This window comes from Pseudomonas sp. Os17, assembly GCF_001547895.1.
Classification (GTDB): domain Bacteria; phylum Pseudomonadota; class Gammaproteobacteria; order Pseudomonadales; family Pseudomonadaceae; genus Aquipseudomonas.
In genome coordinates, this window is record NZ_AP014627.1 from 4503139 (window position 1) to 4516193 (window position 13055).

A 13055-nucleotide genomic window follows, 5' to 3' on the forward strand; every position below is an offset into this window, starting at 1 on the left:
ATGCAATACAATCTCACCAGGATCGACCCCGATGCTCCTAACGATCAGTACCCGATCGGCGAACGTGAAACCGTTTCCGATCCGTTAGAGGATCAGGTCCACAAAAACATCTTCATGGGCAAGCTGGAAGACGTGCTGAGCGGCGCGGTCAACTGGGGGCGTAAGAACTCCCTGTGGCCGTACAACTTCGGTCTGTCCTGCTGCTACGTGGAAATGACCACCGCCTTCACGGCGCCCCATGACATCGCGCGCTTTGGCGCCGAGGTTATCCGGGCATCGCCGCGTCAGGCGGACTTCATGGTTATCGCCGGTACCTGCTTCATCAAGATGGCGCCGATCATCCAGCGTCTCTACGAGCAAATGCTTGAGCCCAAGTGGGTCATCTCCATGGGTTCGTGCGCCAACTCCGGCGGCATGTACGACATCTACTCCGTAGTTCAGGGGGTGGACAAGTTCCTGCCCGTGGACGTCTACGTACCTGGCTGCCCGCCCCGCCCCGAAGCGTTCCTGCAAGGCTTGATGCTCTTGCAAGAATCCATTGGCCAGGAGCGTCGCCCACTGTCCTGGGTCGTCGGTGATCAAGGCGTGTATCGCGCCGAGATGCCGTCGCAAAAGGAGCAGCGCCGCGAACAGCGTATTCAGGTCACCAACCTGCGCAGCCCTGACGAAGTCTGATCCAGATCTGTTCTGACAAAGAAACGACACTGGCTTCACTCTTTACGTTGACCGAAAGCGATAAAAAACCATGACTACAGGCAGTGCTCTGTACATCCCGCCTTATAAGGCTGACGACCAGGATGTGGTCGTCGAACTCAATAACCGTTTTGGCCCTGAGGCGTTCACCGCCCAGGCCACCCGCACCGGCATGCCGGTGCTGTGGGTTACCCGCTCCAAACTCGTCGAAGTCCTGACCTTCCTGCGCAACCTGCCCAAGCCGTACGTCATGCTCTATGACCTGCACGGCGTGGACGAGCGCCTGCGCACCAAGCGCCAGGGCCTGCCGGGTGCCGACTTCAGCGTGTTCTACCACTTGCTGTCGATCGAACGTAACAGCGACGTGATGATCAAGGTGGCCCTCTCCGAAGGCGACCTCAGCCTGCCCACCGTCACCGGTATCTGGCCCAACGCCAACTGGTACGAGCGTGAAGTCTGGGACATGTTCGGCATCGACTTTGCCGGCCACCCGCACCTGTCGCGAATCATGATGCCGCCGACCTGGGAAGGTCACCCGCTGCGCAAGGACTTCCCGGCTCGCGCCACCGAGTTCGATCCGTTCAGCCTGAACCTGGCCAAGCAGCAGCTGGAAGAGGAAGCCGCGCGCTTCCGTCCGGAAGACTGGGGCATGAAGCGTTCCGGCGCCAACGAGGACTACATGTTCCTCAACCTGGGTCCGAACCACCCTTCGGCTCACGGTGCCTTCCGTATCATCCTGCAACTGGATGGCGAAGAGATCGTCGACTGCGTACCGGACATCGGCTACCACCACCGTGGTGCCGAGAAGATGGCCGAGCGTCAGTCCTGGCACAGCTTCATCCCCTACACCGACCGCATCGACTACCTGGGCGGGGTGATGAACAACCTGCCGTACGTGCTGTCGGTGGAGAAGCTGGCCGGCATCAAGGTGCCGGAGAAGGTCGACGTCATCCGCATCATGATGGCCGAGTTCTTCCGCATCACCAGCCACCTGCTGTTCCTGGGCACCTACATCCAGGACGTCGGCGCCATGACCCCGGTGTTCTTCACCTTCACCGACCGTCAGCGCGCCTACACCGTGATCGAAGCCATCACCGGTTTCCGTCTGCACCCGGCCTGGTACCGCATCGGCGGCGTTGCCCACGATCTGCCCCGCGGCTGGGAAAAACTGGTCAAGGACTTCGTCGAATGGCTGCCCAAGCGCCTCGACGAATACACCAAGGCTGCCCTGCAGAACAGCATCCTCAAGGGCCGGACCATCGGTGTCGCCGCCTACAACACCAAGGAAGCCCTGGAATGGGGCGTCACTGGTGCCGGCCTGCGCTCCACCGGTTGCGATTTTGACCTGCGCAAGGCCCGTCCGTACTCCGGCTACCAGAACTTCGAGTTCGAAGTCCCGCTGGGTGCCAACGGTGACGCCTACGACCGTTGCATGGTTCGCGTGGAAGAAATGCGCCAGAGCATCAAGATCATCGATCAGTGCCTGCGCAACATGCCAGAAGGCCCGTACAAGGCGGACCACCCGCTGACCACGCCGCCGCCGAAAGAGCGCACCCTGCAGCACATCGAGACCTTGATCACGCACTTCCTGCAGGTTTCGTGGGGCCCGGTCATGCCGGCCAACGAATCCTTCCAGATGATCGAAGCGACCAAGGGCATCAACAGTTATTACCTGACGAGCGATGGCGGCACCATGAGCTACCGCACCCGGATCCGTACCCCGAGCTTCGCCCACCTGCAGCAGATCCCTTCGGTGATCCGCGGCAGCATGGTCGCGGACTTGATCGCGTACCTGGGTAGTATCGACTTCGTTATGGCCGACGTGGACCGCTAAGCATGAACAGCACGCTTATCCAGACAGACCGTTTCGCCCTGAGCGAAACCGAGCGCTCGGCCATCGAGCACGAGATGCATCACTACGAAGACCCGCGCGCGGCGTCGATCGAAGCCCTGAAGATCGTCCAGAAGGAACGTGGCTGGGTGCCTGACGGCGCGGTCTACGCCATCGGCGAGATCCTCGGCATCCCCGCCAGCGACGTGGAAGGCGTGGCGACGTTCTACAGCCAGATCTTCCGCCAGCCGGTGGGCCGCCACATCATTCGCGTCTGCGACAGCATGGTCTGCTACATCGGCGGCCATGAGTCCGTGGTCAGCCAGATCCAGAGCGAGCTGGGCATCGGCCTCGGCCAGACCACCGCCGACGGCCGCTTCACCCTGCTGCCGGTGTGCTGCCTGGGCAACTGCGACAAGGCCCCGGCGCTGATGATCGACGACGACACTTTCGGCAACGTACAGCCCGCTGGCGTGGCCAAACTGTTGGAGGGCTACGTATGACCCTGACCTCTTTCGGCCCTGCGAACCGCATTGCGCGCACCGCAGAAACCCACCCCCTGACCTGGCGTCTGCGTGACGACGGCGAGCCGGTATGGTTCGACGAGTACCAGGCCAAGAACGGCTACGCTGCAGCGCGCAAGGCCTTCGCCGACCTGTCCCAGGACGATATCGTCCAGACCGTGAAGGACGCCGGCCTCAAGGGCCGCGGCGGTGCGGGCTTCCCCACCGGCGTGAAGTGGGGCCTGATGCCCAAAGACGAATCCATGAACATCCGCTACCTGCTGTGCAACGCGGACGAAATGGAACCCAACACCTGGAAAGACCGCATGCTGATGGAGCAACTGCCCCATCTGCTGATCGAAGGCATGCTGATCAGTGCCCGTGCACTGAAAACCTACCGCGGCTACATCTTCCTGCGCGGCGAGTACACCACCGCCGCCAAGCACCTGCGCCGTGCCGTGGAAGAAGCCAAGGCTGCTGGCCTGTTGGGCAAGAACATCCTGGGCAGCGGTTTCGATTTCGAACTGTTCGTGCACACCGGCGCCGGGCGCTACATCTGCGGTGAAGAAACCGCACTGATCAACTCCCTGGAAGGCCGTCGCGCCAACCCACGCTCCAAGCCGCCCTTCCCCGCCGCCGTAGGCGTGTGGGGCAAGCCGACTTGCGTGAACAACGTCGAGACCCTGTGCAACGTGCCGGCGATCATCGGCGACGGCGTGGAGTGGTACAAATCCCTGGCCCGCGAAGGCAGTGAAGACCACGGCACCAAGCTGATGGGCTTCTCCGGCAAAGTGAAGAACCCTGGCCTGTGGGAGCTGCCCTTCGGCGTGACCGCGCGCGAGCTGTTCGAGGACTACGCCGGCGGCATGCGCGATGGCTACAAGCTCAAGTGCTGGCAGCCCGGCGGCGCCGGTACCGGCTTCCTGCTGCCGGAACACCTGGATGCGCAAATGTACGCCGGCGGCATCGCCAAAGTGGGCACCCGCATGGGTACCGGCCTGGCCATGGCGGTGGACGACAGCATCAACATGGTGTCGCTGCTGCGCAACATGGAGCAATTCTTCGCCCGTGAATCCTGCGGCTTCTGCACCCCTTGCCGTGATGGCCTGCCATGGAGCGTCAAGCTGCTGATGGCCCTGGAAAAAGGCCAGGGCCAGCAGGGCGACATCGAGACCCTGCTGGGTCTGGTGGGCTTCCTCGGCCCGGGCAAGACCTTCTGTGCTCACGCACCGGGTGCCGTGGAGCCTTTGGGCAGTGCCATCAAGTATTTCCGTCCAGAGTTCGAAGCCGGCATCGCGCCTACCAGCGCCGCCGTCCCGCCTCTGGCCCGACCGATCGTAGTCGGCGCGTAACGCTTAGATGAGGGCGCAGGGTCCGTGCCCTGCGCTCGACGTGCGATGACGCCGTGAACGGCTGTGTTGATTCGCACGCATAACAAGATTCCATTAGCCACGCCCGCTGACACCGGGCCAACGAAGAACTTTGAACCATGGCCACTATCCACGTAGACGGCAAAGCGCTCGAAGTCGATGGGGCGGACAACCTGTTACAGGCGTGTCTGTCACTAGGCCTCGACATCCCTTATTTCTGCTGGCACCCCGCTCTCGGTAGCGTCGGTGCCTGTCGCCAGTGCGCGGTCAAGCAGTACACCGACGAGAACGACACCCGTGGTCGTATCGTCATGTCCTGCATGACCCCGGCCACCGACAACACCTGGATCTCCATCGACGATGAAGAATCCAAGGCCTTCCGTGCCAGTGTTGTCGAATGGCTGATGACCAACCACCCTCACGACTGCCCGGTCTGTGAGGAAGGCGGTCACTGCCACCTGCAAGACATGACGGTGATGACCGGCCACAACGAGCGCCGTTATCGCTTCACCAAGCGCACCCACCAGAATCAGGACCTCGGCCCGTTCATCGCTCACGAGATGAACCGCTGCATCGCCTGCTACCGCTGCGTACGCTTCTACAAGGACTACGCCGGCGGCACCGACCTGGGCGTCTACGGCGCCCACGACAACGTGTACTTCGGTCGCGTTGAAGACGGCACCCTGGAAAGCGAGTTCTCCGGCAACCTCACCGAGGTCTGCCCGACCGGTGTGTTCACCGACAAGACTCACTCCGAGCGCTACAACCGCAAATGGGACATGCAGTTCTCGCCAAGCATCTGCCATGGCTGCTCCAGCGGTTGCAACATCTCCCCGGGCGAGCGCTATGGCGAACTGCGCCGCATCGAAAACCGCTACAACGGTTCGGTGAACCAGTATTTCCTCTGCGACCGTGGCCGCTTCGGTTATGGCTACGTCAACCGCAAGGATCGTCCACGCCAGCCACGCCTGGCCGACGGCACCCAGCTGACCCTGGACCAGGCCCTGGACCAGGCCGCCGACCTGCTGCGCGGTCGCAACATCGTCGGTATCGGCTCGCCTCGCGCCAGCCTGGAAAGCAACTACGCGCTGCGTGAACTGGTCGGCGCCGAGCACTTCTACAGCGGCATCGAAGCGTCTGAACTGGAGCGCATCCGCCTGGTTCTGCAGGTGCTGAACGACAGCCCGCTGCCGGTTCCGAACCTGCGCGAGATCGAAGACCACGACGCGATCTTCGTCCTTGGCGAAGACCTGACCCAGACCGCTGCCCGCATGGCCCTGGCCCTGCGCCAGTCGGTCAAGGGCAAGGCCGAGGAAATGGCCGACGCCATGCGCGTCCAGCCTTGGCTCGACGCTGCGGTGAAGAACATCGGTCAGCACGCGCTGAACCCGCTGTTCATCGCCAGCCTCGCTGAAACCAAGCTCGACGACGTCGCCGAGGAGTGTGTACACGCCGCTCCCGACGACCTGGCGCGCATCGGTTTCGCCGTGGCCCACGCCATCGACGCCAGCGCCCCTGCCGTGGAAGGCCTGGACAGCGAAGCCCTGGAACTGGCCAAGCGCATTGCCGACGCCCTGTTGGCGGCCAAGCGCCCACTGATCATTTCCGGTACTTCCCTGGGTTCCAAGGCGCTGATCGAAGCCGCAGCGAACATCGCCAAAGCCCTGAAGCTGCGCGACAAAGCCGGCTCCATCAGCCTGATCGTGCCAGAGGCCAACAGCCTCGGCCTGGCCATGCTCGGCGGCGAATCCGTGGACGCCGCCCTGCAGGCGGTAGTCGACGGTAAAGCCGACGCCATCGTGGTGCTGGAAAACGACCTGTACACCCGCACCGACGCGGCCAAGGTGGATGCGGCCCTCAGCGCGGCCAAGGTGGTGATCGTTGCCGATCACCAACAGACCGCGACCGTCGAGCGCGCGCACCTGGTGCTGTCGGCAGCCAGCTTCGCCGAAGGCGACGGCACCCTGGTCAGCCAGGAAGGTCGCGCCCAGCGCTTCTTCCAGGTCTTCGATCCGACCTACCTGGACGCCAGCATCATGGTCCACGAAGGCTGGCGCTGGCTGCATGCCCTGCGCAGCACCCTGCTGAACAAGCCGGTGGACTGGACCCAGCTGGACCACGTGACCGCTGCCTGCGCCGCGAGCACCCCGCAACTGGCCAGCATCGTCGATGCCGCACCTTCCGCAGCATTCCGTATCAAAGGCCTGAAACTGGCCCGCGAACCGCTGCGATACAGCGGCCGTACCGCCATGCGCGCCAACCAGAGCGTGCACGAACCGCGTACCTCGCAAGACCCGGATACCGCCTTCGCCTACTCCATGGAAGGTTACTCGGGCTCCGCCGAGCCGCGCTCGCAAGTGCCATTCGCCTGGTCGCCGGGCTGGAACTCGCCGCAAGCCTGGAACAAGTTCCAGGACGAAGTCGGCGGCCACCTGCGTGCCGGTGACCCGGGTACTCGCCTGATCGAAAGCCAGGGCGACCGTCTGAACTGGTTCGCCAGCGTCCCGCGGGCCTTCTCTCCGGCCCAGGGCACTTGGCAAGCGGTGCCGTTCTATCACCTGTTCGGCAGCGAGGAGAACTCTTCGAAGGCCGCTCCGGTGCAGGAGCGCATTCCGGCGGCCTACGTGGCCCTGGCCAAGTCCGAAGCCGATCGCCTGGGCGTCAACGACGGTGCCCTGCTCGCAGTGAGTCTGGCTGGCCAGACCCTGCGTCTGCCGCTGCGCATCAACGAAGAGCTGGGTGCCGGCCTGGTGGGCCTGCCTGCCGGTCTGGCGGGCATTCCTCCGGCATTCTTTGGCAAATCCGTTGACGGTCTGCAGGAGGCGGCGCAATGAGTTGGTTTACCCCTGAAGTGATCGACGTGATCCTGACGGTCGTCAAGGCCATCGTGATCCTGCTGGCGGTGGTGATCGCCGGTGCGCTGCTGAGCTTCGTCGAACGTCGCCTGCTGGGCTGGTGGCAGGACCGTTACGGTCCGAACCGCGTTGGCCCGTTCGGCATGTTCCAGATCGCCGCCGACATGCTGAAGATGTTCTTCAAGGAAGACTGGACCCCGCCGTTTGCCGACAAGGTGATCTTCACCCTGGCACCAGTGGTCGCCATGTCCGCCCTGCTGATCGCCTTCGCGATCATCCCGATCACCCCGACCTGGGGCGTCGCGGACCTGAACATCGGCCTGCTGTTCTTCTTCGCCATGGCCGGTCTGTCGGTCTACGCGGTGCTGTTCGCCGGCTGGTCGAGTAACAACAAGTTTGCCCTGCTGGGCAGCTTGCGGGCCTCGGCCCAGACCGTGTCCTACGAAGTGTTCATGGGCCTGGCGCTGATGGGCATCGTGGCTCAGGTCGGCTCCTTCAACATGCGCGACATCGTCGAGTACCAGGCGCAGAACCTGTGGTTCATCATTCCGCAGTTCTTCGGCTTCTGTACCTTCTTCATCGCTGGCGTGGCCGTGACTCACCGTCACCCCTTCGACCAGCCGGAAGCGGAACAGGAACTGGCCGACGGTTACCACATTGAATACGCCGGCATGAAATGGGGCATGTTCTTCGTCGGTGAATACATCGGCATCATCCTGATCTCGGCGCTGCTGGTCACCCTGTTCTTCGGTGGCTGGCACGGTCCGTTCGGCATCCTGCCGCAACTGTCCTTCGTCTGGTTCGCCCTGAAGACCGCGTTCTTCATCATGCTGTTCATCCTGCTGCGCGCCTCTATCCCGCGCCCGCGCTATGACCAGGTGATGGACTTCAGCTGGAAATTCTGCCTGCCGCTGACCCTGATCAATTTGCTGGTGACCGCTGCGGTTGTGTTGTTGAACACGCCTGCGGGCGCGGTTCAGTGAGGATTTGACCCATGTTCAAATATATTGGCGACATCGTTAAGGGTACCGGTACCCAGTTGCGCAGCCTGGTGATGGTGTTCGGTCACGGCTTTCGCAAACGCGACACCCTGCAATACCCCGAAGAGCCGGTGTACCTGCCGCCACGCTACCGTGGCCGTATCGTCCTGACTCGCGACCCCGATGGCGAAGAGCGTTGCGTTGCCTGCAACCTGTGCGCCGTGGCCTGCCCTGTGGGTTGCATCTCGCTGCAGAAAGCTGAAACGGAAGACGGTCGCTGGTACCCGGAGTTCTTCCGCATCAACTTCTCGCGCTGCATTTTCTGCGGTCTCTGCGAGGAAGCCTGTCCGACCACCGCAATCCAGCTGACACCGGATTTCGAGATGGCCGAGTTCAAACGTCAGGACCTGGTTTACGAGAAAGAGGATCTCTTGATCTCCGGTCCCGGAAAGAACCCTGACTACAACTTCTATCGTGTTGCAGGTATGGCCATTGCCGGCAAGCCAAAAGGCGCCGCGCAGAACGAAGCCGAACCGATCAACGTGAAGAGCTTGCTGCCTTAAGGAAGAACGATGGAATTCGCTTTCTATTTCGCATCAGGTGTTGCCGTTGTTTCCACGCTGCGCGTGGTTACCAACACCAACCCTGTGCACGCCCTGCTCTACCTGATCATTTCGCTGATCGCCGTGGCCATGACCTTCTTCAGCCTCGGCGCGCCGTTCGCCGGCGCCCTGGAAGTGATCGCCTACGCCGGCGCCATCATGGTGCTGTTCGTGTTCGTGGTAATGATGCTGAACCTCGGCCCGGCCGCGGCTCAGCAAGAGCGCATCTGGCTCACGCCGGGCATCTGGATCGGCCCGGTGATCCTCGCCGCGCTGCTGCTGGCTGAACTGCTGTACGTACTGTTCAGCCACCAGAGCGGTGCCGGTATCGGTCAAACCACCGTCAGCGCCAAGGCCGTGGGCATCAGCCTGTTCGGCCCTTACCTGCTGGTGGTCGAACTCGCCTCGATGCTGCTGCTCGCCGCAGCCGTCACGGCGTTCCACTTGGGCCGCAACGAGGCGAAGGAGTAATACGATGCCTACTATCCCTCTCGGTACTATCCCGATGGAACATGGCCTGGCAGTTGCCGGCATCCTGTTCTGCCTCGGTCTGGTCGGCCTGATGGTCCGCCGTAACATCCTCTTCGTGTTGATGAGCCTGGAAGTGATGATGAACGCCTCGGCATTGGCCTTCATCGTTGCGGGCGCCCGCTGGGCGCAGCCGGATGGACAAGTGATGTTCATCCTGGTGATCAGCCTGGCAGCCGCCGAGGCCAGTATCGGCCTGGCGATCCTGCTGCAGCTGTACCGCCGCTTCCACACTCTCGATATCGATGCAGCCAGCGAGATGCGCGGATGAACCTTCTCTTTCTGACTTTCGTATTCCCCCTGATCGGTTTCCTGCTGCTGTCGTTCTCTCGGGGACGCCTCTCGGAAAACCTCTCGGCCCTGATCGGCGTCGGCTCCATTGGCCTGTCGGCCATCGTGGCCGCCTACGTGATCTGGCAATTCAACGTCGCGCCACCAGCGGATGGCCACTACACCCAGGTGTTGTGGCAGTGGATGTCGGTGGACGGTTTTGCGCCGAACTTCGCCCTGTATCTGGACGGCCTGTCCGTGACCATGCTGGGCGTGGTAGTGGGCGTGGGCTTCCTGATCCACCTGTTCGCGTCCTGGTACATGCGTGGTGAGGCCGGCTACTCGCGCTTCTTCGCCTACACCAACCTGTTTATCGCCAGCATGCTGTTCCTAGTCCTGGGCGATAACCTGCTGTTCCTGTACTTCGGCTGGGAAGGCGTGGGCCTGTGCTCCTACCTGTTGATCGGTTTCTACTACAGCAACCGCAACAACGGTAACGCCGCACTCAAGGCCTTTATCGTCACCCGGATCGGCGACGTGTTCATGGCCATCGGCCTGTTCATCCTGTTCCAACAGGTGGGCACGCTGAACGTCCAGGAACTGCTGGTGCTGGCTCCGCAGAAATTCCAGGCCGGCGATTTCTGGATCACCCTGGCGACCCTGATGCTGCTGGGCGGCGCCGTGGGCAAATCCGCGCAACTGCCACTGCAGACCTGGCTGGCGGACGCGATGGCTGGTCCGACCCCGGTTTCGGCACTGATCCACGCCGCAACCATGGTGACCGCCGGTGTCTACCTGATCGCCCGTACCCACGGCCTGTTCACCCTGGCGCCGGAAATCCTGCACCTGGTGGGCCTGGTAGGTGGCGTGACCCTGGTACTGGCCGGCTTCGCCGCGCTGGTGCAGACCGACATCAAGCGGATCCTCGCCTACTCCACCATGAGCCAGATCGGCTACATGTTCCTGGCCCTGGGCGTTGGCGCCTGGGACGGCGCGATCTTCCACCTGATGACCCACGCCTTCTTCAAGGCCCTGCTGTTCCTGGCCTCCGGTGCGGTGATCGTTGCCTGCCACCACGAGCAGAACATCTTCAAGATGGGCGGCCTGTGGAAGAAACTGCCTCTGGCCTACGCCAGTTTCATCGTCGGCGGCGCCGCACTGGCGGCCCTGCCTCTGGTGACCGCAGGCTTCTACTCCAAGGACGAGATCCTCTGGGAAGCCTTCGCCAGCGGCAACCACGGCCTGCTGTACGCCGGCCTGGTGGGTGCGTTCATGACCTCGCTGTACACCTTCCGCCTGATCTTCATCACCTTCCACGGTGAAGCCAAGACCGAAGCCCACGCCGGCCACGGGATTTCCCACTGGCTGCCGCTGGTGGTGCTGATCGTGCTGTCCACCGGGATCGGCGCGATGATCACTCCGCCCCTGCATGGTGTGCTGCCGCTGAGCGCCGGTCATGCCGGTGGCGAAGCCAAGCACAGCCTGGAAATCGCCTCGGGTGCCATCGCCCTGGCCGGTATCCTGCTGGCCGCCCTGTTGTTCCTTGGCAAGCGTCGCGTTGTGACCGCCATCGCCAACAGTGGCATCGGGCGTCTGCTCTCGGCCTGGTGGTTCGCCGCCTGGGGCTTCGACTGGATCTACGACAAACTGTTCGTCAAGCCATACCTGGCCATCAGCCATGTACTGCGCAAGGACCCGCTCGATCAGACCATCGGTTTGATCCCGCGTATGGCCAAAGGGGGTCACAACTCCCTGAGCCGTACCGAGACCGGTCAACTGCGTTGGTACGCCGCCTCGATGGCAGCCGGTGCCGTGCTGGTCATCGGCGCCATTGTGCTGGTAGCGGTCTGATATGAACCTTGCGAACTTGCGAAAGGAATTGAGCCCGTCATGATTCTGCCTTGGCTAATCCTGATCCCCTTCATCGGCGGCCTGCTGTGCTGGCTGGGTGAGCGCTTCGGCGCCACCCTCCCCCGCTGGATTGCGCTGTTGACCATGACCCTGGAACTCGCCCTCGGCCTCTGGCTGTGGGCCCACGGTAACTATTCATATGCTCCGGCGCCTGGCGTCGATCCGACTTGGGCCATCGAGTTCAAGCACCAGTGGATCGAGCGCTTTGGCATCAACGTGCACCTGGCCCTCGACGGCCTGTCGCTGTTGATGGTGCTGCTGACCGGTCTGCTGGGTATCCTCTCGGTACTCTGCTCCTGGAAAGAGATCCAGCGCCATGTGGGCTTCTTCCACCTGAACCTGATGTGGATCCTGGGCGGTGTGGTCGGCGTGTTCCTCGCGCTGGACCTGTTCATGTTCTTCTTCTTCTGGGAAATGATGCTGGTGCCGATGTACTTCCTCATCGCGCTCTGGGGTCACAGCTCGGCAGACGGCAAGAAAACCCGGATCTACGCAGCGACCAAGTTCTTCATCTTCACTCAGGCTTCCGGCCTGATCATGCTGGTGGCGATCCTGGGCCTGGTGCTGGTCAACTTCAACAACACCGGGGTCATCACCTTCGATTACGCCCAGTTGCTGAAGACCAAGATGTCCACCGCCACCGAGTACATCCTGATGCTCGGCTTCTTCATCGCCTTCGCGGTGAAGCTGCCGGTGGTGCCGTTCCACTCCTGGCTGCCTGACGCTCACGCCCAGGCACCGACTGCCGGTTCCGTGGACCTGGCGGGCATCCTGCTGAAGACCGCGGCCTATGGCTTGCTGCGTTTCGCCCTGCCGCTGTTCCCCAACGCCTCGGCAGAGTTTGCACCGATCGCCATGACCCTGGGTCTGATCGGGATCTTCTACGGTGCCTTCCTGGCCTTCGCCCAGACCGACATCAAACGCCTGATCGCCTTCTCCAGCGTTTCCCACATGGGCTTCGTGCTGATCGGTATCTACTCCGGCAGCCAGCAAGCCCTGCAGGGCGCGGTGATCCAGATGCTGGCCCACGGTGTTTCGGCAGCCGCGCTGTTTATCCTCAGCGGCCAGCTGTACGAGCGCACCCATACCCGCGACATGCGTGAAATGGGCGGTCTGTGGTCGCGTATCGCCTACCTGCCGGCCATCAGCCTGTTCTTCGCGGCCGCCTCCCTGGGCCTGCCGGGCACCGGCAACTTCGTCGGCGAGTTCCTGATCCTGATCGGTACCTTCGTCAGCGCTCCTTGGATCACCGCGATCGCAACGTCCGGCCTGGTGTTCGGTTCGGTGTACTCGCTGATCATGATCCACCGTGCCTACTTCGGCCCGTCCAAGTCGGATGCGGTGCTCCATGGCATGGATGCTCGCGAACTGATCATGGTGCTGGGACTGGCGGTCCTGCTGATCTACATCGGCGTGTACCCGCAACCGTTCCTCGATACCTCTGCCGCCACCATGCATGGCGTGCAGCAATGGCTCAGCACCGCCTTCACTCAACTCGCTTCGGCCCGGTAA

The 13055-nt window shown here is 62.6% G+C and carries 11 protein-coding genes; all 11 read left to right on the forward strand.

Going from position 1 to position 13055, the window contains the following annotated elements:
* Window positions 1-675: a NuoB/complex I 20 kDa subunit family protein gene (locus POS17_RS19760; protein WP_011062186.1), complete on the forward strand. Its 675-nt coding sequence runs from the start codon at window positions 1-3 to the stop codon at window positions 673-675.
* 70 nt (window positions 676-745) lie between these two features.
* Entirely contained in the window at window positions 746-2527 is a 1782-nt protein-coding gene (gene nuoC, locus POS17_RS19765; RefSeq protein WP_060840134.1) for an NADH-quinone oxidoreductase subunit C/D, read from the forward strand.
* A 2-nt stretch (window positions 2528-2529) separates the two neighbouring features.
* A complete protein-coding gene (nuoE, locus tag POS17_RS19770; RefSeq protein ID WP_060840135.1) occupies window positions 2530-3027 on the forward strand; it encodes an NADH-quinone oxidoreductase subunit NuoE in 498 nt (165 codons plus the stop codon).
* Window positions 3024-4379 (forward strand): NADH-quinone oxidoreductase subunit NuoF, encoded by a 1356-nt coding sequence (gene nuoF / locus POS17_RS19775; protein ID WP_016964779.1) that lies wholly within the window; start codon window positions 3024-3026, stop codon window positions 4377-4379. Before nuoE ends, nuoF begins: the two co-directional genes overlap by 4 nt.
* A 137-nt stretch (window positions 4380-4516) precedes the next feature.
* Window positions 4517-7231, forward strand: a complete 2715-nt coding sequence (gene nuoG / locus POS17_RS19780) for an NADH-quinone oxidoreductase subunit NuoG (RefSeq protein WP_060840136.1) — start codon at window positions 4517-4519, stop codon at window positions 7229-7231.
* Window positions 7228-8235 (forward strand): NADH-quinone oxidoreductase subunit NuoH, encoded by a 1008-nt coding sequence (gene nuoH, locus POS17_RS19785; protein WP_060840137.1) that lies wholly within the window; start codon window positions 7228-7230, stop codon window positions 8233-8235. Before nuoG ends, nuoH begins: the two co-directional genes overlap by 4 nt.
* Window positions 8236-8246: 11 nt before the next feature.
* Window positions 8247-8795, forward strand: coding sequence for an NADH-quinone oxidoreductase subunit NuoI (gene nuoI / locus POS17_RS19790; RefSeq protein ID WP_060840138.1), 549 nt, complete (start codon window positions 8247-8249; stop codon window positions 8793-8795).
* Window positions 8796-8804: 9 nt separating this feature from the next.
* Window positions 8805-9305, forward strand: a complete 501-nt coding sequence (nuoJ, locus tag POS17_RS19795) for an NADH-quinone oxidoreductase subunit J (protein WP_011062192.1) — start codon at window positions 8805-8807, stop codon at window positions 9303-9305.
* Between the two features lie 4 nt (window positions 9306-9309).
* Window positions 9310-9633: an NADH-quinone oxidoreductase subunit NuoK gene (gene nuoK / locus POS17_RS19800; protein WP_016964784.1), complete on the forward strand. Its 324-nt coding sequence runs from the start codon at window positions 9310-9312 to the stop codon at window positions 9631-9633.
* Entirely contained in the window at window positions 9630-11483 is a 1854-nt protein-coding gene (gene nuoL, locus POS17_RS19805; RefSeq protein WP_060840139.1) for an NADH-quinone oxidoreductase subunit L, read from the forward strand. The genes nuoK and nuoL overlap by 4 nt, the downstream gene beginning before the upstream one ends.
* A gap of 39 nt (window positions 11484-11522) precedes the next feature.
* On the forward strand, window positions 11523-13055 hold the full coding sequence (nuoM, locus tag POS17_RS19810; protein WP_016965722.1) for an NADH-quinone oxidoreductase subunit M: 1533 nt from the start codon (window positions 11523-11525) through the stop codon (window positions 13053-13055).

Coding starts and splice junctions, on each gene's coding strand:
- nuoF (WP_016964779.1), top strand. CDS start 3,024: ATGACCCTGACCTCTTTCGGCCCTGCGAACCGCATTGCGCGCACCGCA.
- nuoH (WP_060840137.1), top strand. CDS start 7,228: ATGAGTTGGTTTACCCCTGAAGTGATCGACGTGATCCTGACGGTCGTC.
- nuoJ (WP_011062192.1), top strand. CDS start 8,805: ATGGAATTCGCTTTCTATTTCGCATCAGGTGTTGCCGTTGTTTCCACG.
- nuoI (WP_060840138.1), top strand. CDS start 8,247: ATGTTCAAATATATTGGCGACATCGTTAAGGGTACCGGTACCCAGTTG.
- nuoE (WP_060840135.1), top strand. CDS start 2,530: ATGAACAGCACGCTTATCCAGACAGACCGTTTCGCCCTGAGCGAAACC.
- nuoL (WP_060840139.1), top strand. CDS start 9,630: ATGAACCTTCTCTTTCTGACTTTCGTATTCCCCCTGATCGGTTTCCTG.
- POS17_RS19760 (WP_011062186.1), top strand. CDS start 1: ATGCAATACAATCTCACCAGGATCGACCCCGATGCTCCTAACGATCAG.
- nuoG (WP_060840136.1), top strand. CDS start 4,517: ATGGCCACTATCCACGTAGACGGCAAAGCGCTCGAAGTCGATGGGGCG.
- nuoK (WP_016964784.1), top strand. CDS start 9,310: ATGCCTACTATCCCTCTCGGTACTATCCCGATGGAACATGGCCTGGCA.
- nuoM (WP_016965722.1), top strand. CDS start 11,523: ATGATTCTGCCTTGGCTAATCCTGATCCCCTTCATCGGCGGCCTGCTG.
- nuoC (WP_060840134.1), top strand. CDS start 746: ATGACTACAGGCAGTGCTCTGTACATCCCGCCTTATAAGGCTGACGAC.